Origin of the sequence: Streptomyces cinerochromogenes (assembly GCF_014648635.1) — a bacterium.
GTDB lineage: Bacteria > Actinomycetota > Actinomycetes > Streptomycetales > Streptomycetaceae > Streptomyces > Streptomyces cinerochromogenes.
In genome coordinates this window covers 1-19,241 of the sequence record NZ_BMRM01000038.1, presented here as the reverse complement: position 1 = coordinate 19,241, position 19,241 = coordinate 1, and the positions used below count along the sequence as shown (strand labels likewise).

The 19,241-nt window shown below is 74.1% G+C and carries 15 protein-coding genes and 1 rRNA gene; 5 read left to right on the top strand and 11 right to left on the bottom strand.

Annotation, left to right across the window (positions count from 1 at the left end; genetic code table 11):
- Positions 1 to 644: 644 nt before the first annotated feature.
- From IEZ20_RS39105 to IEZ20_RS39095, 3 genes are all read left to right on the top strand, one after another.
- On the top strand, positions 645 to 2,447 hold the full coding sequence (locus tag IEZ20_RS39105) for a glycoside hydrolase family 15 protein (protein WP_189307854.1): 1,803 nt from the start codon (positions 645 to 647) through the stop codon (positions 2,445 to 2,447).
- A 106-nt stretch (positions 2,448 to 2,553) separates the two neighbouring features.
- Positions 2,554 to 3,882 (top strand): FAD-binding oxidoreductase, encoded by a 1,329-nt coding sequence (locus IEZ20_RS39100; protein WP_189307852.1) that lies wholly within the window; start codon positions 2,554 to 2,556, stop codon positions 3,880 to 3,882.
- Positions 3,883 to 3,926: 44 nt separating this feature from the next.
- Positions 3,927 to 5,573, top strand: a complete 1,647-nt coding sequence (locus tag IEZ20_RS39095; RefSeq protein WP_189307850.1) for a PucR family transcriptional regulator — start codon at positions 3,927 to 3,929, stop codon at positions 5,571 to 5,573.
- Between the two features lie 5 nt (positions 5,574 to 5,578).
- Here the strand turns inward: IEZ20_RS39095 and IEZ20_RS39090 are convergent, their stop codons facing one another.
- From IEZ20_RS39090 to IEZ20_RS39070, 5 genes are all read right to left on the bottom strand, one after another.
- Positions 5,579 to 6,724: a glycosyltransferase family 4 protein gene (locus tag IEZ20_RS39090; RefSeq protein ID WP_189307848.1), complete on the bottom strand. Its 1,146-nt coding sequence runs from the start codon at positions 6,722 to 6,724 to the stop codon at positions 5,579 to 5,581.
- Between the two features lie 467 nt (positions 6,725 to 7,191).
- A complete protein-coding gene (recN, locus tag IEZ20_RS39085) occupies positions 7,192 to 8,934 on the bottom strand; it encodes a DNA repair protein RecN (RefSeq protein WP_189307846.1) in 1,743 nt (580 codons plus the stop codon).
- Between the two features lie 39 nt (positions 8,935 to 8,973).
- Positions 8,974 to 9,879 carry an NAD kinase gene (locus IEZ20_RS39080; protein ID WP_189307844.1) on the bottom strand — a complete coding sequence of 302 codons (906 nt, stop codon included), beginning with the start codon at positions 9,877 to 9,879 and terminating at the stop codon, positions 8,974 to 8,976.
- Complete coding sequence (locus IEZ20_RS39075) at positions 9,876 to 10,691, bottom strand: TlyA family RNA methyltransferase (protein ID WP_189307842.1); 816 nt, start codon at positions 10,689 to 10,691, stop codon at positions 9,876 to 9,878. Before IEZ20_RS39075 ends, IEZ20_RS39080 begins: the two co-directional genes overlap by 4 nt.
- A gap of 55 nt (positions 10,692 to 10,746) precedes the next feature.
- The gene (locus IEZ20_RS39070; RefSeq protein ID WP_189307840.1) at positions 10,747 to 11,031 is read right to left on the bottom strand and encodes a hypothetical protein; all 285 of its coding nucleotides are present in this window, start codon (positions 11,029 to 11,031) and stop codon (positions 10,747 to 10,749) included.
- A gap of 41 nt (positions 11,032 to 11,072) precedes the next feature.
- Here IEZ20_RS39070 and IEZ20_RS39065 point away from each other — a divergent pair, with 41 nt between their 5' ends.
- Positions 11,073 to 11,420 carry a sterol-binding protein gene (locus IEZ20_RS39065; RefSeq protein WP_189307838.1) on the top strand — a complete coding sequence of 116 codons (348 nt, stop codon included), beginning with the start codon at positions 11,073 to 11,075 and terminating at the stop codon, positions 11,418 to 11,420.
- A gap of 16 nt (positions 11,421 to 11,436) precedes the next feature.
- Here IEZ20_RS39065 and IEZ20_RS39060 read toward each other — a convergent pair whose 3' ends face one another.
- The 4 genes from IEZ20_RS39060 to IEZ20_RS39045 all read right to left on the bottom strand — a co-directional run bounded on the left by IEZ20_RS39060 (position 11,437) and on the right by IEZ20_RS39045 (position 15,510).
- Entirely contained in the window at positions 11,437 to 12,294 is an 858-nt protein-coding gene (locus tag IEZ20_RS39060) for an ABC transporter ATP-binding protein (protein ID WP_189307836.1), read from the bottom strand.
- A complete protein-coding gene (locus IEZ20_RS39055; protein WP_189307834.1) occupies positions 12,291 to 13,337 on the bottom strand; it encodes a FecCD family ABC transporter permease in 1,047 nt (348 codons plus the stop codon). The genes IEZ20_RS39060 and IEZ20_RS39055 overlap by 4 nt, the downstream gene beginning before the upstream one ends.
- Positions 13,334 to 14,377, bottom strand: coding sequence for a FecCD family ABC transporter permease (locus IEZ20_RS39050; RefSeq protein WP_189307832.1), 1,044 nt, complete (start codon positions 14,375 to 14,377; stop codon positions 13,334 to 13,336). Before IEZ20_RS39050 ends, IEZ20_RS39055 begins: the two co-directional genes overlap by 4 nt.
- Positions 14,378 to 14,481: 104 nt before the next feature.
- Entirely contained in the window at positions 14,482 to 15,510 is a 1,029-nt protein-coding gene (locus IEZ20_RS39045) for an HAD hydrolase-like protein (RefSeq protein ID WP_189307830.1), read from the bottom strand.
- A gap of 73 nt (positions 15,511 to 15,583) precedes the next feature.
- Here IEZ20_RS39045 and IEZ20_RS39040 point away from each other — a divergent pair, with 73 nt between their 5' ends.
- On the top strand, positions 15,584 to 16,867 hold the full coding sequence (locus IEZ20_RS39040; protein WP_189307828.1) for a DUF1015 domain-containing protein: 1,284 nt from the start codon (positions 15,584 to 15,586) through the stop codon (positions 16,865 to 16,867).
- Positions 16,868 to 16,961: 94 nt separating this feature from the next.
- Here IEZ20_RS39040 and IEZ20_RS39435 read toward each other — a convergent pair whose 3' ends face one another.
- Both IEZ20_RS39435 and rrf read right to left on the bottom strand, forming a co-directional pair.
- Complete coding sequence (locus tag IEZ20_RS39435) at positions 16,962 to 17,750, bottom strand: tetratricopeptide repeat protein (protein ID WP_194552818.1); 789 nt, start codon at positions 17,748 to 17,750, stop codon at positions 16,962 to 16,964.
- Between the two features lie 1,218 nt (positions 17,751 to 18,968).
- Positions 18,969 to 19,085 (bottom strand): 5S ribosomal RNA (gene rrf, locus IEZ20_RS39030).
- Positions 19,086 to 19,241 lie beyond the last annotated feature (156 nt).

Genomic DNA, 19,241 nt, shown 5'->3' with positions numbered 1-19,241 from the left:
CGGTCAGACCCTTGCCGAGCGAGGAGGCGACACCCCCGGTGACGAAGATGTGCTTGGTCGTCGTGGTTTTGGGCGGCATGGCCAAGAGGGGGCTCCCGTGGTCGCGGTCTGGAGGTGCGGTACGGCGTCCCTCCCGGGCGTTTCCGGGGGTGCCGTCGCTGCGGTTCGGGGGGCCCCGTTCGGATTTCCTGTCGGGGTGGCTCCCACCGGTCCACGGGCTACCAGCGTATCAGCGCCTGGCCGGGATGGCTTCCGAGCACACTCCGTGCCCGCCCGGACGCGCGACGCGGTCACACGCGTCACCATTGTCCGTCCGGACGTACTCCTGACACACCCTTCTCACCCGGCGGTCACTCGTTCGGCCCACATGGGTTGCCCGGAGCGGCACGCACATCATCTACGTGCGTCGTATCCTGCTCGGACATTCGCTGCCGAGCCCGGCCGGAACGACGGCACACCCCCGCCAACATCACCCGGAACAACGAGAGCGCGGCAGTTCGTTGAGCAAAGACTGTCGTGTTGCCTCAGGGCTCGGCGGGCTGCTTTGCTTCACCGCTCAACGACGCACAACAACGACCCCTTGACCGCACTAGCGACAGCCCCCTGCGCGGGGGTGTGACGTGGCCGTTCGACTGGAGTTGCACGTGGCCGGGCGCATCGAAGACTACGCACTCATCGGAGACATGCAGACCGCGGCGCTGGTCTGCCGGGATGGCACGGTGGACTGGCTGTGCCTGCCCCGCTTCGACTCGCATGCCATCTTCGCCGGCCTGCTGGGCACCGAGGAGCACGGCTTCTGGCGGCTCGGCCCGGCGCACGCCGTCGACGCCAAGCCGCCCACGGCCGCCCGGCGCAGCTACCGCGGTGACTCGTTGATCCTGGAATCGGAGTGGGACACACCGCGCGGCACGGTCCGTGTGACCGATTTCATGCCCCCGCGTGACGGCGCCCCGCAGCTGATCCGGATCGTGGAGGGCGTCACCGGCCGGGTGCCGATGCGCTCGGCCCTCAGGATGCGGTTCTCCTACGGCCGGGTGGTGCCCTGGGTGCACAAGCACGAGGGCCGCACGGTCGCGGTGGCCGGGCCGGACTCGGTGTGGTTCGACACGGAGGCCGAGACCTACGGCAAGGCGCTCACCACGTACGCCGACTTCACGGTCGCCCCGGGTGACCGGATCACCTTCACGATCTCCTGGCAGCCCTCGCACAAGCAGCCGCCGCCGCTGCCGGAGCCGGAGGCCTCGCTGGAGGCGACGGAGGACTTCTGGCGCGAGTGGGTCGAGCACTGTACGTACCACGGGCCGTACCGCGAGGCGGTGATCCGCTCGCTGATCACCCTGAAGGCGCTGACGTACGCCCCGACCGGCGGCATCGTCGCCGCCCCCACCACCTCCCTGCCGGAGGACATCGGGGGCGTGCGCAACTGGGACTACCGCTACACCTGGCTGCGGGACGCGGCGATCACCCTGTCCTCGCTGCTGCGCACGGGCTACCGCGAGGAGGCCCGCGCCTGGCGCGAGTGGCTGCTGCGCGCCGTCGCCGGCGACCCGGAGAACCTGCAGATCATGTACGGCATCGCCGGCGAGCGCGAGCTGGGCGAGGCCGAGCTGGACTGGCTGCCCGGCTACGAGAACTCGGCCCCGGTCCGGGTCGGCAACGGCGCCGCGCACCAGCTCCAGCTGGACGTGTACGGCGAGGTCACCGAGGCCCTGCACCTGGGCCACATGACCGGCCTGGCGCGCAACGACTACGCCTCGCTCCTTCAGCTGAAGCTGATCCGCTACCTGGAGGACCACTGGCAGGAGCCGGACGAGGGCATCTGGGAGGTGCGCGGCCCGCGCCGGCACTTCGTGCACTCCAAGGTGATGGCCTGGGTCGCGGTGGACCGCACGATCAAGCTCATCGAGTCCGGGGACGCGGACGGCCCGCTGGAGCGCTGGCGCGAGCTGCGCGACGACATCCACCGGGACGTGTGCGAGAAGGGCTACGACAAGGAGCGCAACACCTTCACCCAGTCCTACGGCTCGCAGGAGCTGGACGCCTCCCTGCTGCTCATCCCGCAGATGGGCTTCCTGCCGCCGGACGACAAGCGGGTGATCGGCACGATCGAGGCGATCCAGCGCGAGCTGTCCACCCCGGACGGGTTCATCCTGCGCTACCCGACGGAGGGCGACAACGCGGGCGTCGACGGTCTGCCGGGCGACGAGGGCGCCTTCCTGGCGTGCTCGTTCTGGATGGCGGACGACCTGGCGATGATCGGCCGGGTCGACGAGGCCCGCAAGCTGTTCGAGAAGCTCCTCGCGCTGCGCAACGACCTCGGTCTGCTCGCCGAGGAGTGGGACCCGCGCCTGAAGCGCCAGGTGGGCAACTTCCCGCAGGCCTTCAGCCATGTGCCCCTGATCGACACGGCCCTGCGCCTGACGGCCTCGGGGGCGTACGGCGGCTGACCCGCCCCCGGCCCAGGGCCTCGCGACCCCGGCATGGTCCGGAAGAGAGGCCCTAGGCTGGAAGCCGGACCTCCGATCCGCTCCACGGCCCGGCAAGGGGGCGGCCATGGCTTCCAAGGCGCACACCGCCCTCGCGGCGCTCCGTGCGGAACTGGCCGGCGAGGTGTTCGCGCCGGGGGATCCCGGGTACGACGGCGCGCGGGCGGTCCCCAACGCCAGGACCGACCGGCGTCCGGCCGTGATCGCCCGGTGCGCGCACGTGACGGACGTGGTGCGGGCGGTGCGCTTCGCACGGGAGCTGGACCTGCGCATCGCGGTGCGCGGCGGCGGGCTGGGCCTGGCGGGCACCCTGGTGGACGGCGCGCTGGAGGTGGACCTGCGCCGGATGCACGAGGTGACCGTCGACCCGGCGGCCGAGGCGGCCCGGGTGGGCGGCGGGGCCACGGTGGGCCACCTCGACCGGGCCACGCTCCCGTACGGCCTCGCGGCGACCGTCGGCCGGACCGCGGCCGTCGGGGTCGCCGGCTGTGTCCTGGGCGGCGGCACCGGCCCGCTGGACCGCGCCGTCGGGCCCGTCGCGGACCATCTCGTCGGGGTGGAGCTGGTGACCGCCGACGCCGAGCGGGTGCACGCCAACGCCGACGAGAACCCGGAGCTGTTCCGGGCGCTGCACGGCGGGGGCGGCAACTTCGGCATCGCGACCGCGCTGACCCTGACGCTGCACGAGCTGCCCCGGCTCGCCGCCGTCGCGGTGCTGTACCGGCCGGAGGCGGGCCCGGCCGTGGTCCGCGCGTTCCGCGAGGTCGTCGGCGGCGGCCCGGACGAGGCGGGCGGGACGGCGCTGTACCTGTCCGGGCGGCCGGCGCCGAGCTGCGCCGCGCTGGTGACGTACGCGGGCGGCGAGGAGGAGCTGGGCGCGCTGGCCGGGCCGCTGACGGCGCTCCCCCACGAGGGGGAGGTGTGCGGTGCCCGGGCGCTGGGGCTGCCGTATCCGCCCGGGGGGTTGCGGGCCCACTGGTCGGCCCAGTGCCTGACCGCTCTGCCCGACGCGGCCGTGGACACCGTCTGCGCCCTGGCGGCGGACCCGCCGGCGCCGGGCTCCCGGCTCATGCTGCTGCCGCTCGGCGGTGCGGTCGCCGCCGGAGCCGGCGGTCATCGGCTGCCGTACCAGGGGGCGGCCTGGATCATGCACCCCTTCGCCTGCTGGGCGGACCCGGCCGACGACGAGCGGGCCCTCGCCTGGGTGCGGGACGCGTGCGCCGGCGTACGCCCCTGGAGCACGGACGCCGTCCCCCTCACCCTCATCGGCGACGAGGGCCCCGAGCGGGTCCGGGCGGGCCTGGGCGAGGGGAACCTGCTGGGCCTGGAGAAGGTGAAGCGGCGGTACGACCCCGACAACGTGTTCCGCTTCAACCACAACATCCGGCCGCTGTAGGCGGGAGCTGTCCTGAGCGCGTTCCCGCAGGTAGCGTCCGCTGCATGGACAGCCGTACGGACCACCGACTCGACACCCAGGGCGCCGGCATCACCGTGCAGCGGGCGCTGGAACTGCCCGGCCTGCGCAGCGGGCTGCCGGAGGTCCTGGCGGGCGCCGACCGGCTCGGCCGCACCGTGCGCTGGGTGCACGCGGGCGAGGTCCCGAACATCGCCTCGCTGCTCAAGGGCGGCGAGCTGCTGCTCACCACCGGCTACGGCCTCGGTACCCGGCCAGCCGAGCAGCGGGCGTTCGTCCGGACGCTCGCCGAGCGCGGGATCGCCGCCCTGGTGGTCGAGCTGGGTCCGCGTTTCGCCCGGCTGCCGGCGGCCCTGGTGGACACGGCCCGGGCGGCCGGTCTGCCGCTGGTCCAGCTGCACCGCGAGGTGCCGTTCGTGACGGTGACCGAGGAGATCCACACCGAGATCGTCAACGGCCACTACGCGCTGCTCCAGCGCGCGGAGGAGGTGCACCGGCGGTGCACCGAGGCGCTGCTGGGCGGCGGCGGGGTGCCGCAGGTGCTGGGCATCCTGGCGGACTTCAGCGGCAACCCGGTGTTCCTGGAGACCGCCGACGCCCGGCTGCTGTACGCCGCCGGGGCCGGGCCGGAGGGCGCGGACCCGCTGCAGGTGTGGGAGGGGCTGCGCGGCCCGCAGAAGGAGGTCCCGCCGCCGGCCGGTTCGGTGCTGGTGGACGTGCCCGGCGGCGGGCCCGGGGCGGCCGGTTCCGTGCGTGCCCGGCTGGTGCTGCTGCCGGTGCGGTCCCCGCTGGCCCCGGTGCACCGGATCGCCGCCGAGCGGGCCGCGGGCATCCTGGCCGTGGTGCTGATGCAGGCCCGGCAGGAGGAGGAGCTGGCGGCGCGCGGGCGCGGTGACTTCCTCACCGATCTCGCCGAGGGCCGGATCGCGGCGGAGGACGCCCCGGCGCAGGCCCGGGTGCTCGGCTTCAAGCCCGGCGGCAGCCCGCTGCTGCCCGTGGTGATGCGGATCGGGGACACCCTCTCCCCCGGCGGTGGCTGGGCGGTGCTGGCCCGGGCGGTCTCCGAGGAGCTGGCCGCGGTGGGGGTGCCGGTGCTGCTGGGGGTGCGGCCGGTGGAGGGCCGGGTGCTGGTGCTGCTGGGGCTGCGCTCGGAGTCGGAGCGGGCAGCGGTCGCGGACCGGGTGGCGGCCGCGCTGCGGGCCGGGGTGGAGCGGGCCGGGATGCGCCGGCCGGGCTCGCCGCCGCCGGTGGTGGTCGTCGGGGTGGCGGGCGGCTGGGCGGCGGCCTCGGCGGGGTTGCGGCACGCGGCGGAGACGGCGACGGCGGCCCAGGGCCTGACCGACCGGCCCTGGTACGACGCCCGGCGCCTGGACATCGACCTGCTGCTGTGGCGGCTGCGCGACCACCCGGACCTGGCGGCGTTCGTGGACCGCGCGATCGGCCCGCTGCGCGACCACGACCACCGCTCCAAACCGCCGCTGCTGCCGACCCTGGAGACCTATCTGGCACACGCGGGGCGCAAGGCGGAGACGGCCCGTGAGCTGCACCTGAACCGGCAGACGCTGTACAACCGGCTGGCCCGGATCGGGGAGTTGCTGGGCACCGACCTGGACGACCCGCAGACGGTCCTGGCGTTGAGCCTGGCCCTGCGGGCGCGCCGGCACGTGCCCTGAGGCCGTCAGGCCAGCGGCCTCGGCTGGGTCAACTCGTCGTAGACGCTGAGCACTTGGGCGACGGTCTCGTCCTCGCTCGGCCAGGTGGCGGCCTGCCGGGTGCCGCGCTCGCGCAGCAGTTCCCGGCGGTCGGGGTCGGCTAGCAGCCGTACGACGGTGTCGGCGAGGGCTCCCGGGTCGCCGTACGGGACGAGTTCGGCCGCGTCGCCGACGAGGTCGGGGATCCCGCCGACCCGGGTGGCGACGAGCGGCACGCGGGCGTGCAGGGCCTCCTGGGCGAGGACGGAGCGTGACTCCCACCTGCTGGTCAGCAGCGCCAGATCGGCGGCGGAGAGCAGTTCGGGCACGTCCTCGCGGTGCCCGATGAGCCGCACCGGCAGCTCCTCGTCCTCGATGCGCCGCTGCAGGACCGGCCGCAGCGGCCCCTCCCCCGCGACGACCACCAGCGGTACCGGGTCCAGGTCGCGCCAGGCGCGGGCGGCGTCGAGCAGGACGTCGTAGCCGCGCTGCCGGTCCAGGGAGCCGACCGCGATGAGCAGCGGGCGGCCGGTGGAGCCGAGTTCGGCGCGGATCTTGGGCCGCATCCGGTCGGGGTCGTCCGGGTCCACGAGGTCTTCGGGCCGGCGCCGGCCCGGCAGGGCGACGGCCGCCAGCCGGGCGTCCCGCGCACCGCCGCGCCGGGCCAGGTCGACCAGGTCGGGGCTGGTGCCGAGGACCACGGCCGCGGTCTTCACCACCCGCCGCTCCAGCAGCCGCAGCAGATGCGCCCGCGGGCCCTCGGCGTGGGCCCGGTTGTGCCAGGTGACCACCAGCGGGGTGGTGCGCCCGCCGAGCGCGAGCACGGCCCGGAAGGAGGCGTGCAGGCCGTGCGCGTGCACCAGGTCGGCGTGCGCGCAGGCGGTGCGGAGCGCGGCCACGGAGACGGGGTCGCTGCTGCGGGGCACGTGCACGTGTTCGGCGCCGACCCCGGTGAAGTCGTAGGCGCGGTCGGCCTCCATGGGGGCGCACACCGTGACGCGCACGCCCCTCGCCACGAGTCCCTCGGCCAGGGAGCGCACATGCGCGCTGCTGCCGGCGTTGCCTCCGCCGAGCACCTGCACGGTGCGCAGCGGCGACTGGCCGTGCGGTGCGTTGCTGCTCAGGGGGCTCACGGGGCCGGGGCTCCTGGTTCACGGGGGTTCACGGGGGCGGTCACGAGCGAACGTACAGAACGTAGCGGGCTCCGGGGGGCGGAAGGACGCACCCCGCGCGCCTCCCGCACGGACCGTCCGGACCCGCTGCCCGCCCCGCGTTCCCTGCCAAGCATGCCAGGCCGTACGGCCGTTCAGGGACATCCAGGAGGGCGCACTGCGCGGCGGGCCGGGGCAATGCGCCGGAGCACATCACCCACACGGGTGACGGGACCCCCGCCGGGGCCGAGCGGGGCGTCCGGGCATACGGCGAGGTCAGCCGCTCACAGCACACGGCCTCCCGCGCTCACCCGATCTCCGTACCGGACGCGGCGGCCGGAGCGGCGGCGGACACCGGCAGCCCCGCGCGCCGGTTGCCCACCACGACGAGCGCCCCCGGCGCGGCACCGGGGGCGTGCGCCGGGGAAACCGGCCGGGGCGGGCGGCTGCTACAGGTCCGCCCTGGCCGTGGCCAGCAGTTCCTCCGCGTGCGCGCGGGCCGTCTCGGAATCCTCCTGGCCGGCGAGCATGCGGGACAGCTCGCGGACCCGCTCCTCGCCCTCCAGGACCTTCACGCCGGAGCGGGTGACGGAGCCGTCGTCGGTCTTCTCCACCAGCAGCTGGCGGTCGGCGAACGCGGCGACCTGGGGCAGGTGGGTGACCACGACGACCTGCGCGGTCCTGGCGAGCTTCGCCAGGCGCCGTCCGATCTCGACGGCCGCCTTGCCGCCGACACCGGCGTCGACCTCGTCGAAGAGGTACGTCGGCACCGGGTCGGTGCCCGCGAAGACGACCTCCACGGCCAGCATCACGCGGGACAGCTCACCACCGGACGCGCCCTTGGCGATGGGCCGCGGCGGGGCGCCCGGGTGCGGGGCGAGCAGCAGCTCGACCTCGTCCACGCCCGAGGGGCCGTAGGCGACCGTCCGGCCGCCGACCTCGACGCCCTCGGGGTCCTCGGTCTGCCGGATGTCGAAGGACACGCGCGCGTGGGGCATCGCCAGCGAGGCCAGCTCGGCGGTCACCGCGGCGGCGAACCGCTCGGCGGCCTCCGTCCGCGCGTCCGACAGGGCCTGCGCGAGGCCGCCCAGTTCGGTGCGCAGCGCGTCCCGCTCGGCGGTCAGCTCCTCGATCCGCTCGTCGTCGCCGTCCAGCTCGGTGAGCCGGGCGGCGCTCCGCTCCGCCCAGGCCAGGACGGCGGCGACGTCGTCGCCGTACTTGCGGGTCAGGGCGTTCAGGGCGGCCCGGCGCTCCTCCACGGCGGCCAGCCGCAGCGGATCGGCGTCGAGATCGTCGGCGTACCCGGCCAGCTCGCCGGCCACGTCGCCGAGCAGGATGCCGATCTCCCCGATCCGGTCGGCGAGCGCGGCCAGCGCCGGGTCGTGCGCGCGCACGGCCTCCAGCGCCCGGTGGGCGCCCGCGACGAGCGTCGAGGCGTCGATGCCCTCCGGGTCCTCCGGATTGCCCGCGAGAGCGGCGTGCGCGGCCGTCGCGGCGGACGCCAGCGCCTCGGCGTGCCCCAGCCGCTCGGCCTCCTCGGCCAGCTCCACGTCCTCGCCGGGCCGGGGCTCCACGGCGGCGACCTCGTCCAGCCCGTACCGCAGCATGTCGGCTTCCTGCGCCCGCTCACGCGCGCGCGTGGTGATCTCCTCCAGCTCGGCGGAGACGGCCCGCAGCCGCTTGTAGGCCTCGGTGTACTTGGCGAGGGGCACGGCGACGGCGTCGCCCGCGTACCGGTCGAGCGCCTGCCGCTGCCGGGACAGCTTCAGCAGCCCCTGCTGGTCGGTCTGCCCGTGCACGGCCACCAGGTCGTCGGCCAGCTCGGCGAGCAGCCCGACGGGCACGCTGCGCCCGCCCAGGTGCGCCCGGGAGCGGCCCTCGGCGGACACGGTACGGCTGATCAGCAGGGCACCGTCGTCCAGCTCGGCCCCGGCCTCCTCGGCGCGTACGACGGCGGCGGCGCCGGCGGGTACGGCGACCCGCCCCTCCACGACCGCCTTGTCGGCCCCGATCCGCACGAGCGCCGGGTCCGCCCGGCCGCCGAGCAGCAGCCCCAGGCTGGTGACCACCATGGTCTTGCCCGCACCCGTCTCACCGGTGACCGCGGTGAAGCCGGGCGACAGCTCGACGACGGCATCGTCGATGACCCCGAGTGACCGTATCCGCATCTCCTCCAACACGGAACAGACCATACGAGGTCCGGGGCGGGGAGTGCACACAGGCCGCTCTTTCTAGTGAGGCGCCCCGCGCCAGCCGGTGGTCGGCAGCGCGAACTTCGCCACCAGCCGGTCCGTGAAGGAGGAGTGGTGCAGCCGCGCCAGCCGCACCGGCACCGCGCCGCGCCGCACCTCCACCCGCGCGCCGGGCGGCAGCTCCACGGTCCGCCGCCCGTCGCACCACAGCACACCCGGCGGGATGTGCGGCAGCACCTCCACCGCCAGCACGGAGTCCGGCGAGGTCACCAGCGGCTTCGCGAACAGCGCGTGCGCGCTGATCGGCACCATCAGCAGCGCCTCCACCTCCGGCCACACCACGGGGCCGCCCGCGGAGAACGCGTACGCGGTGGATCCGGTGGGTGTCGACAGGACGACCCCGTCGCAGCCGAACCCGGTCACCGGCCGCCCGTCGATCTCCAGCACGACCTCCAGCAGCTTCTCCGCGCCGGCCTTCTGCACGGCCGCCTCGTTCAGCGCCCAGTCGGTGTGCACGATGTCCCCGTTGCGGTGCACCACGACGTCGACGGTCATCCGCTCCTCGACCTCGTACGACCGCGCCACCACCCGGTCCACCACCCGGTCGAGGTCGTCGCGCTCGGCCTCGGCGAGGAACCCGACGCGCCCGAGGTTGACGCCGAGCATCGGCACCCCGGAGGCCCGCGCGAACTCGGCGCCGCGCAGCAGCGTGCCGTCGCCGCCCAGCACGATCAGCAGCTCGCACCCGTCCAGGCACTGCGGGGTCGCCTCCTTGACGAGGTCCACCTCGTCCGGCAGCGGCAGGTCGCGCGCCTCCTCCTCCAGCACCCGCACCCCGATGCCATGCCGCAGCAGGCCCTTGACGACGAGTTCCGCACTGCGGATCGCCGCGGGCCGCCCGGTGTGGGCGAGCAGGAAAACAGTACGCGCCAGGTTCTGTGTCAACGCGGCCCCTCCGCCACTGCACGGTCGACGTCGGCCGGGTCCACCTGGGGTGCGCCCGCCCGCAGCCAGAGAAAGTACTCGACGTTCCCCGAGGGGCCGGGCAGCGGACTCGCGGTGACGCCCTGCACCCCGAGCCCCAGCTCCCAGGCCTTCTCGGCCACTCCCCGCACGGCCTCCGCCCGCAGCTGCGGACTCCGTACGACACCCCCGCTGCCGAGCCGCTCCTTCCCGACCTCGAACTGCGGCTTGACCATCATCACCAGGTCGGCGTCCGGCGTCACGCACCGCTTCAGGGCGGGCAGCACCAGCCCCAGCGGGATGAAGGACAGATCGCCCACGACAAGATCCACAGGTTCCCCATCGATCGCCTCAAGCGTCAACTCGCGTACGTTCGTACGGTCCTTGACGGTGACGCGTTCATCGTTCCGGAGAGACCAGGCGAGTTGTCCGTAGCCGACGTCCACCGCGACGACGTGGGCGGCGCCCGCGCGCAGCAGGACGTCGGTGAAGCCGCCGGTGGACGCGCCGGCGTCCAGCGCACGGCGGCCCTCGACCACGAGCCCCCGCGGCACGAAGGCCTCCAGCGCCCCGGCGAGCTTGTGACCGCCCCGGGAGACGTACTCGGGATCGCTGTCGTCGGTCTGGACGACGATCGCCGCCGCGGTCTCCACCTGGGTGGCCGGCTTGGTCGCCACGGTCTTGCCGACGGTGACCCGGCCGGCGGCGATCAGCTGGCTGGCGTGCTCGCGCGAGCGGGCGAGCTTCCGGCGGACCAGCTCCGCGTCGAGACGGCGGCGTGCGACTCCTGCCACGTTCGGTTCAGCTCCTGCTCTGGTACGACGATCGAAGGGTGTGACCCGAAGGGTCTCATTGAGGGGCGGCGGTCGGGTGACGGGTGGGAGCCGGAGGTCCCGGGCGGGCGTCGAGCGCGGTCAGCGCGTCGCGCAGCCCCCGGTGTACATCCTCGTACACCTCCAGGTGTCCGTCGGTGGCGAGGTGGTCGGCGTCGGCCAGCCGGTCCAGCCGGGCGTCGACCTCGGCGTTGCCGGTGGGGCTGCGCGGGACGTTCAAAGGGGCCGGGGCCGCGGGGTCGTACGGGGGCTCGGCCTCCGCCACGACGTCCGCGGGGGCCTCGGACACGGACTCGCTCATGCCCAGACGCTACCCCGAAGCGCTGGGGTACCGTCGGGGCGATGGCCACGATCGAGGAGTGCCGCGCCGCACTGGGGAAGCTCTCGGACAACATGCAGGGCGCCGAGGGCGACGTCCGCGCGGCAGCCGCGCTGGACCGCTCGGTGAGCTGCCACATCACCGACCTGGACGTCACCTTCGCGGGCCGGCTGACGGGCGGCCGGATCGAGGTGGACGAGACGTACTCCGGTCCGCCCCGCGAGCGGGCGCAGATCAGGCTCGCCATGGCCGGTGACGACCTGGTGGCCCTGGTGGGCGGCGGGCTGAACTTCGCCACCGCCTGGGGCTCGGGCCGGGTGCGGCTGGAGGCGAGCCTGCTGGACCTGTTCCGGCTGAGGAAGCTGCTGTAGCGGCACCCCGCCCGGCTCAGGAAGCCGCGGTGACCCGCTCGGCACGCGTTCTGCGGGCCGCCGGCACCACCAGCGGGGTCCCCGTCTCCGGGTCCTCGATGACCTGGCAGCGCAGCCCGAAGACCTCCTCGACCAGCTCGGCCGTGACGATGTCGTTCGGGGCGCCCTCGGCGATCACCGTGCCGCCGCGCAGGGCGATGAGGTGGGTGGCGTAGCGGGCGGCGTGGTTGAGGTCGTGCAGCACCGCCACCAGTGTCCGGCCCTGCTCCTCGTGCAGCTCCGCGCACAGGTCGAGGACGTCGATCTGGTGCTGGATGTCCAGATAGGTGGTGGGCTCGTCGAGGAGCAGCAGCGGGGTCTGCTGGGCGAGCGCCATGGCGATCCACACCCGCTGCCGCTGGCCGCCGGACAGCTCGTCCACGTACCGCTCGGCCAGCTCGGCGACCCCGGTCTGCCGCATCGACTCCCGGACGACCCGCTCGTCCTGCGCCGACCACTGGCGCAGCAGTCCCTGGTGCGGGTAGCGGCCCCGGCCGACGAGGTCGGCGACCGTGATGCCGTCGGGTGCGACGGACGACTGCGGCAGCAGGCCCAGGGTCCGCGCGACCTTCTTCGCGGGCATCGACTGGATGGCCTGCCCGTCCAGCAGGACCCGCCCCTGGCTGGGCTTGAGCATCCGCGACAGCGCCCGCAGCAGCGTCGACTTGCCGCACGCGTTCGGGCCGACGATCACCGTGAAGGAGTTGTCGGGGATCTCCACCGAGAGCTGCTCGGCGATGACGCGCTGGTCGTAGGCGAGGGTGACGTTCTCGGCGGACAGGCGGTTCACAGTGCTCCTTGGGTTGTTCGTCGCGCCCGCGGTCGTGGCGGTCATATCCGGCCCGCCCGGCGCTCGGTGACCAGCAGCCACAGCAGGTAGGCGCCGCCGAGGACGCCGGTGACCACGCCGACCGGCAGCTGGTCGGCGCCGAAGGCACGCTGGGAGGCCCAGTCGGCGGCGACCAGCAGGGCCGCCCCCATGCAGAGGGAGGGCACCAGGTTGGGTCCCGGCGAGCGGGTGAGGCGGCGGGCGAGCTGCGGCGCGGTCAGCGCGACGAAGCTGACGGGACCGGCGGCGGCCGTGGCGGCGGCGGTGAGCAGGACGGCGGAGGCCATCAGCAGCAGCCGTACGCGCTGCACCCGCACACCGAGCGCGTGGGAGATGTCGTCGCCCATCTCCATCATCCGCAGACCGCGCGCGTTGGCGAGGACCAGCGGGAAGAGGACGGCGCACAGCCCGAGCAGCGGCCGGACCTGCTCCCAGTCGCGGCCGCTCAGCGAGCCGGTCATCCACACCACCGCGCGGGTCGCGTCGACCAGGTCGGCCTTGGTGAGCAGATAGCCGTTGACCGCCGTCATGACGGCGTTGACGCCGATGCCGACCAGCACCAGCCGGTAGCCGTGCACGCCCTGCTTCCACGCGAGCGCGTAGAGGGCGAAGCCGGTCACCAGGCCGCCGGCCAGCGCGCCCAGGGTGACCTGGGCGGCGCTGCCGGACAGCAGCACGATCACGACCAGCGCGCCGGCCGTCGAGGCCTGCGACAGGCCGAGCAGGTCCGGGCTGCCGAGCGGGTTGCGGGAGACGGACTGGAACAGCGCGCCGCCGAGCCCCAGCGAGGCCCCGACCAGCAGGCCCACGAGGACCCGCGGCAGCCGCAGTTCGTTGACGATGAAGTCCTGGTAGGCGGTGCCGTTCCCGGCGAGCGTCCGCAGTACGTCCGCCGCCGGGATCTTCGCGTCGCCGGTACCGATCAGGGCGACACCCGCGGCGCACGCGGCGGCCAGCAGCAGGACGACGACGATCAGGGCCCGCGGTTCCAGCCGCAGGGAGAGCCCGCCGGGAGTGCGTACGGCGCGGCTCCTGGGGTGTGTCTTCACAGCTGGGCCGTCCTCCGCCGTCGTACGAGAAAGATGAAGACCGGACCGCCGATGACGGCGGTGACGATGCCGACCTGAAGCTCGGCGGGACGGGCCACGACCCGGCCGAGGACATCGGCGCCGAGCAGCAGCACGGGCGCCAGGACCGTGGCGTACGGCAGGATCCAGCGCAGGTCGGGGCCGGTGAAGGAGCGCACGACGTGCGGGACCATCAGGCCGACGAAGACGATCGGGCCGCAGGCGGCGGTCGCCGCGCCGCACAGCAGGACGGCGGCCAGCATGGCCAGCGCCCGGGTGCGGTTGAGGTCGGCGCCGAGGGCACGGGCGGTGTCGTCGCCCATCTCCACGGCGTTCAGCGGGCGGGCCAGGGCCAGCGCGAGGACCGTGCCCACCGCGAGGAACGGCAGCACCTGGGTGATGGTCGAGGAGCCGGCCGACGCGAGGGAACCCACCGTCCAGAACCGCATCTTGGCCAGGGCCGCGCCGTCCATGATCATCACGGCCTGGAGGTAGCCGTACAGGGCCGCGCTGATCGCCGTACCGGCGAGCGCGAGGCGTACCGGGGTGGCGCCCCGGCTGCCGCCGAGGAACCACACCAGCGCGCCGACCGCCGAGGCGCCCAGGAACGCGAACCACACGTACCCGGTCAGGCTCGTGACGCCGGCGTAGGTGATGGCCGTGACGACGGCGGCGGAGGCGCCGGCGTTGATGCCGAGCAGCCCGGGGTCGGCCAGCGGGTTGCGGGTCAGCGCCTGGAGGACCGCGCCGGACAGGCCGAGCGCGGCGCCCACCAGCAGGCCGAGGACGGTGCGCGAGAGCCGCTCGTCCACGACCACGTCGCCGTAGGTCCCCGTGTCGTGGAACAGGCCGTGCCAGACCTGGTCCGGCGACAGCGCCTTGGCCCCGATCGCGATGCTCGCCAGAGCGACGAACACCAGGAGCAGGACCGAGAGCAGGAGCCCAAGGGCCCGCGCCGCCCGGCGGGTCGGGGGCGCGGGGGCGGTCTCCGCGCGCTGTTCCGGAGGACTGTCGACCAACACGAGGTTAGGTTAGCCTACCCTCGCATGGATCACGATCCCCGGTGGCCGGGCAGCGCGCCGGAGACCCGCCGGGCCAGGGGGGACGTCGGGGACCTGGGGGCCCGTCAGAGCCCCAGCCGGGCCAGCGCCTTCTCCGCGTCCAGCGTGCAGGAGCCGTCCCCCGCCGCCGTCCAGGCCGCCGCGCACAGCGCCCGCAGCCCGTCCAGCTCCTCGCCGTCACCGGACAGCTCCAGCCGGTCGGTCCCGGCCGTCGCCGTCCACCCGCCGCACCGGAAACCGTCACCCTCCCGGGCGATCTCCGGCTGGCCGGTGAGCAGCCCGCGCAGATCGGCGTCCACGTACGTCGGCCGGTGCTGCGGCGGCGCGGCGAGCAGCTGCGCGCCGTCGGTGACCCCGGTCAGCACCAGCAGCGAGTCGACCCCGCCGTTGAAGGCTCCCTCGATGTCCGTGTCCAGCCGGTCCCCGACCACCAGCGGCCGCTCGGCACCGGTCCGGATGATCGTCTCCCGGTGCATCGGGGGCAGCGGCTTGCCCGCGACCTGCGGCTCGGCACCCGTCGCGATCCGGACGACCTCCACCGCGGCCCCGTTGCCCGGCGCGATGCCCCGCCCGCTCGGAATCGTCAGATCGGTGTTGGACGCGAACCACGGCACCCCGCGCCGGATCGCGTACGACGCCTCCGCGAACCGCCCCCAGGGCAGCTCCGGACCGCCGTACCCCTGCACGACCGCCGCCGGATCGTCGTCCGCCGACTCCACCGGCACGAGGCCCCGCTCGCGCAGCGCCACCCGCAGCCCCTCACCGCCGATCACCAGCACCCGCGCCCCGGCCGGCACCTGCTCGCTGATCAGCCGCGCGACGGCCTGCGCCGAGGTGATGACGTCGTCCGCACCCGTCGGTATGCCCAGCTCCGTCAGATGCCCGGCCACCGCGTCCGGCGTGCGCAGCGCGTTGTTGGTGACGTACGCCAGATGCATCCCGCCCGTCCGGGCGACCGCCAGCGAGTCGACCGCGTGCGCGATCGCGCTCCCTCCCGCGTACACCACCCCGTCCAGATCGAGCAGCGCCGTGTCGTACGCCTCGCTCAGGGGCTGCCCACTGCCCTCGGGGCTCGTCCTGACGTCCTGGCTCATGTCCGCATCGCTCCTCGTTCACTCGCTTTCCCCCGATCATCCCGCACGCCACTGACACACGTACGATGCCGGGATGGACACAGCAGGTCACTTGGAGGCAACGGCGCGTCGCGGCCTGGAACTCACCCCGTTCCGAGGCCTTCGGTACGACCCGGACCGGGTCGGCAGCCTCGCCTCCGTCACCTCCCCGCCCTACGACGTCGTCGTACGCCCCGACGGCCTGCACCACCTCCAGTCGGCCGACCCGCACAACATCGTCCGGCTGATCCTCCCGGAGGCCGGCACGCCCAGCGCCCGCACCGAACAGGCCGCCGACACGCTGCGCCGCTGGCTGGACGAGGGCATCCTCACCGCCGACCCGGAGCCGGGCCTGTACGTGTACGAGCAGCGGGACGGCGGCGGCATGCTCCAGCGCGGCATCATCGGCGCCCTGCGGGTGACGGAACCCGCCGAGGGCGTGGTGCTGCCCCACGAGGACGTCATGCCGCCCGTGGTCGCCGACCGCGCCGCCCTGATGCGCGCCACCCGCGCGAACCTGGAACCGCTGCTGCTGACCTACCGGGGCGACGGCGCCGCGGCCGAGGTCGTCGAGCGTACGGCGGACCGCCCGCCCCTGCTGGCCACGACCACCGAGGACGGCTTCCACCACCGCCTGTGGTCCGTGACCGACCGCGAGGAGCTGGCCCGCATCCAGACCGACCTCGCCGGCCGCCAGGCCCTGATCGCCGACGGCCACCACCGCTGGGCCACCTACCGGCGCCTGCGCACCGAGCACCCCTCCCCCAGTCCCTGGGACTACGGCCTGGTCCTGCTGGTCGACACCGTGCGCTACCCGCTGCGGGTCCGCGCCATCCACCGGCTGCTGCACGGCCTGCGGGTCACCGACGCCCTTGCGGCGGTGGAGGGCCTGTTCCGGGTACGACACCTCGACGTGCCCCTGCCGGAGGCGCTGGAGGTGCTCGCGGACGCCTCCTGCGCGGGCAACTCCTTCCTGCTGGCCGGAGACGGCGCCTTCCACCTGCTCGACCGCCCCGACCCGGACCTGCTGGCCCGGACGATCCCGGCGGACCGCCCGGCCGCCTGGCGTTCCCTGGACGCCACGGTCCTGCACGCCACGCTGCTGGAGCACATCTGGCGCATCCCCGAGGACTCCCCGGCCCACATCGCCTACATCCACGACGCGGCCGCGACGGTGGAGAAGGCGGAACACGACGGCAGTACGGCCGTCCTGATGCACCCGGTCCGCGAGGAGGTCGTCCGCGACCTGGCCCGGCAGGGCGTGCGGATGCCCCGGAAGTCGACCTCGTTCGGTCCGAAGCCGGCGTCGGGCCTGGTGCTGCGGGCAGTCGAGCTCTGAGCCGGACCGCACCGCGGCGCACCGCCGCCACACCGGCACCACGCGAAAGAGGGCAGACCCCGTGCGGGGTCTGCCCTCTTCTCGGTGACGGACGTCAGTCCTTGTCGCCGGCCTCGCCGCCCTCGACGTCCTCCGAGGAGGTGTCGGCGGGCTCGGCGGGCTCGGGGGAGTGAGCGGACTCGCCGGATTCGTCGGCGCCGTCCTCGGACAGGGCGTCGACGAACTCCACGCCGTCCAGCTCGGCGAGCCGGTCGGAGGCGTCCGTGCTGCCGTCCCGGTCGGCCTCGACGGCCTTCGCGAACCACTCCCGCGCCTCGCGCTCCCGGCCGGCCGCCAGCAGGGCGTCGGCGTACGCGTAGCGCAGGCGGGCGGTCCACGGCTGCACCGAGTTGGAGGCCAGCTCGGGGCTCTGCAGGGTCACGATGGCCGCGTCCAGCTGGCCCATGTCCCGCCGGGCACCGGCGGCGACGAGACGCATCTCGACCTGACCGGCCTTGTCCAGCTTGTGCACCTCCGGGGCGCCGGCCATGTCCAGCGCCTTCTCCGGCCGGCCGAGCCCGCGCTCGCAGTCGGCCATCACCGGCCACAGGTCCACGGTGCCGGTCATCCGCCGGGCGGCCCGGAACTCGGCGAGGGCCTCGCTGTACTTCTGGTTCGCGTACGCGGCGAACCCTGCGGCCTCGCGTACGGCGGCCACACGGGACGCCAGGCGCAGGGCCACCTTGGAGTAGCCGTAGGCGCCCTCGGGGTCCTCGTCGATGAGCCGGGCGACCATCACCAGGTTCTTGGCGACGTCTTCCGCGAGCGTCTTGGGCAGGCTCTGCAGCTCCTGCTTGACGTCCCTGTCGATCTCCTCGCCGGTGACGTCCTCCGGGATCGGCAGCCGCTTGATCGGCTCGCGGTCCCGGTCCCGGTCGCGCTCGTCGCGGAACCGGCCACCGCCCCGGCGGTCGTCCCGCCCGTCACGGCCCCGGAACCCACCGGGCCGCCCACCGCGGTCGCCGCGGTCGTCCCTGCGGTCGTCCCTGCGCGGCCCACGGCCCCCGCGGTCGTCCCGCCCCCGGAAACCGCCGCGCTCACCACGGCTGTCGTCCCGCCGGAAACCGCCTCGGTCGTCACGGCGGTCATCGCGCCGGTCATCGCGGCGGTCGTCACGGCGGTCGTAGCCGGCCCGGTCGTCGCGACGGAAGCCACCACGGTTGTCGTCACGCCGGTCGTCACGGCGGCCGTAGCCGGCGCGGTCGTCGTCCCGACGGTAGGCAGGACGGTCACCGCCGCGGTCACCGCGGTCGTCGCGACGGAACCCGCCGCGGTCCCCACGGTCGTCACGCCGGTCATCGCGCCGGTCGTCACGCCGGAACGCCGGACGCGCACCGCGGTCGTCGCGACGGAAGCCGCCACCACGGCGGTCGTCACGCCGGTCATCGCGACGCTCGTCGCGGCTGTCGTCACGCCGGTCGTAGTCCCGACGGAACCCGCCGCGGTCCCCACGGTCGTCACGCCGGTCGTCACGGCGGTCGTCACGCCGCCCGAAGCCGCCACGGTTGTCCTCACGGCGGCCGTAGCCGGCGCGGTCGTCGTCCCGACGGTAGGAAGGACGGTCACCGCCGCGGTCACCGCGGTCACCGCGGTCGTCGCGACGGAACCCGCCGCGGTCCCCACGGTCGTCACGCCGGTCGTCACGGCGATCGTCACGGCGGAAGCCGCCGCGCTCACCCCGGTCGCGGTCATCCCGCTGGAACCCGGGGCGCGCACCGCGGTCGCCCTCGCGACGGAAGCCGCCACCACGGCTGTCGTCACGCCGGAAACCGCCTCGGTCGTCACGGCGGTCATCGCGGCGGTCATCGCGCCGGTCGTCGCGGCGGCCGTAACCGCCACGGTCGCCACCACGACGGTCACTGTCGCGCCGGTCGTTGTCGCGGCGGAAGCCGCCACGGTCACCCCGGTCACCACTGTCCCGTCGCCGCTGGTCGCGCTCCGGTCGGTCGTCGGGAGAGTTGGTGGACATGGTGACTCCTGTCTTCGGTACCACAAGCATTGTAAAAACAAAAGGACCCCTGGTCCCAGCTGAACGCTGGTGACCAGGGGTCCTCCAAAGATTGTTCGGCGGCGTCCTACTCTCCCACAGGGTCCCCCCTGCAGTACCATCGGCGCTGTGAGGCTTAGCTTCCGGGTTCGGAATGTAACCGGGCGTTTCCCTCACGCTATGACCACCGAAACCCTAATGGTTTCGAGCGAACAAGCACACTCTTCTGTTGTGTCATGAGTTCAGCTCAAAGCCGGCAACCGTTCGTTGCCTCAGAACTTACACAGTGGACGCGAGCATCAATGGACAAGCCCTCGGCCTATTAGTACCAGTCAACTCCACCCGTTA

Bases quoted from the DNA above. Each gene is read 5' to 3' on its own strand.
- IEZ20_RS39060 (WP_189307836.1), bottom strand. From the start codon at position 12,294: ATGACCGCCACGACCGCGGGCGCGACGAACAACCCAAGGAGCACTGTG.
- IEZ20_RS39100 (WP_189307852.1), top strand. From the start codon at position 2,554: ATGGCTTCCAAGGCGCACACCGCCCTCGCGGCGCTCCGTGCGGAACTG.
- IEZ20_RS39045 (WP_189307830.1), bottom strand. From the start codon at position 15,510: ATGAGCCAGGACGTCAGGACGAGCCCCGAGGGCAGTGGGCAGCCCCTG.
- IEZ20_RS39070 (WP_189307840.1), bottom strand. From the start codon at position 11,031: ATGAGCGAGTCCGTGTCCGAGGCCCCCGCGGACGTCGTGGCGGAGGCC.
- IEZ20_RS39065 (WP_189307838.1), top strand. From the start codon at position 11,073: ATGGCCACGATCGAGGAGTGCCGCGCCGCACTGGGGAAGCTCTCGGAC.
- recN (WP_189307846.1), bottom strand. From the start codon at position 8,934: ATGGTCTGTTCCGTGTTGGAGGAGATGCGGATACGGTCACTCGGGGTC.
- IEZ20_RS39095 (WP_189307850.1), top strand. From the start codon at position 3,927: ATGGACAGCCGTACGGACCACCGACTCGACACCCAGGGCGCCGGCATC.
- IEZ20_RS39040 (WP_189307828.1), top strand. From the start codon at position 15,584: ATGGACACAGCAGGTCACTTGGAGGCAACGGCGCGTCGCGGCCTGGAA.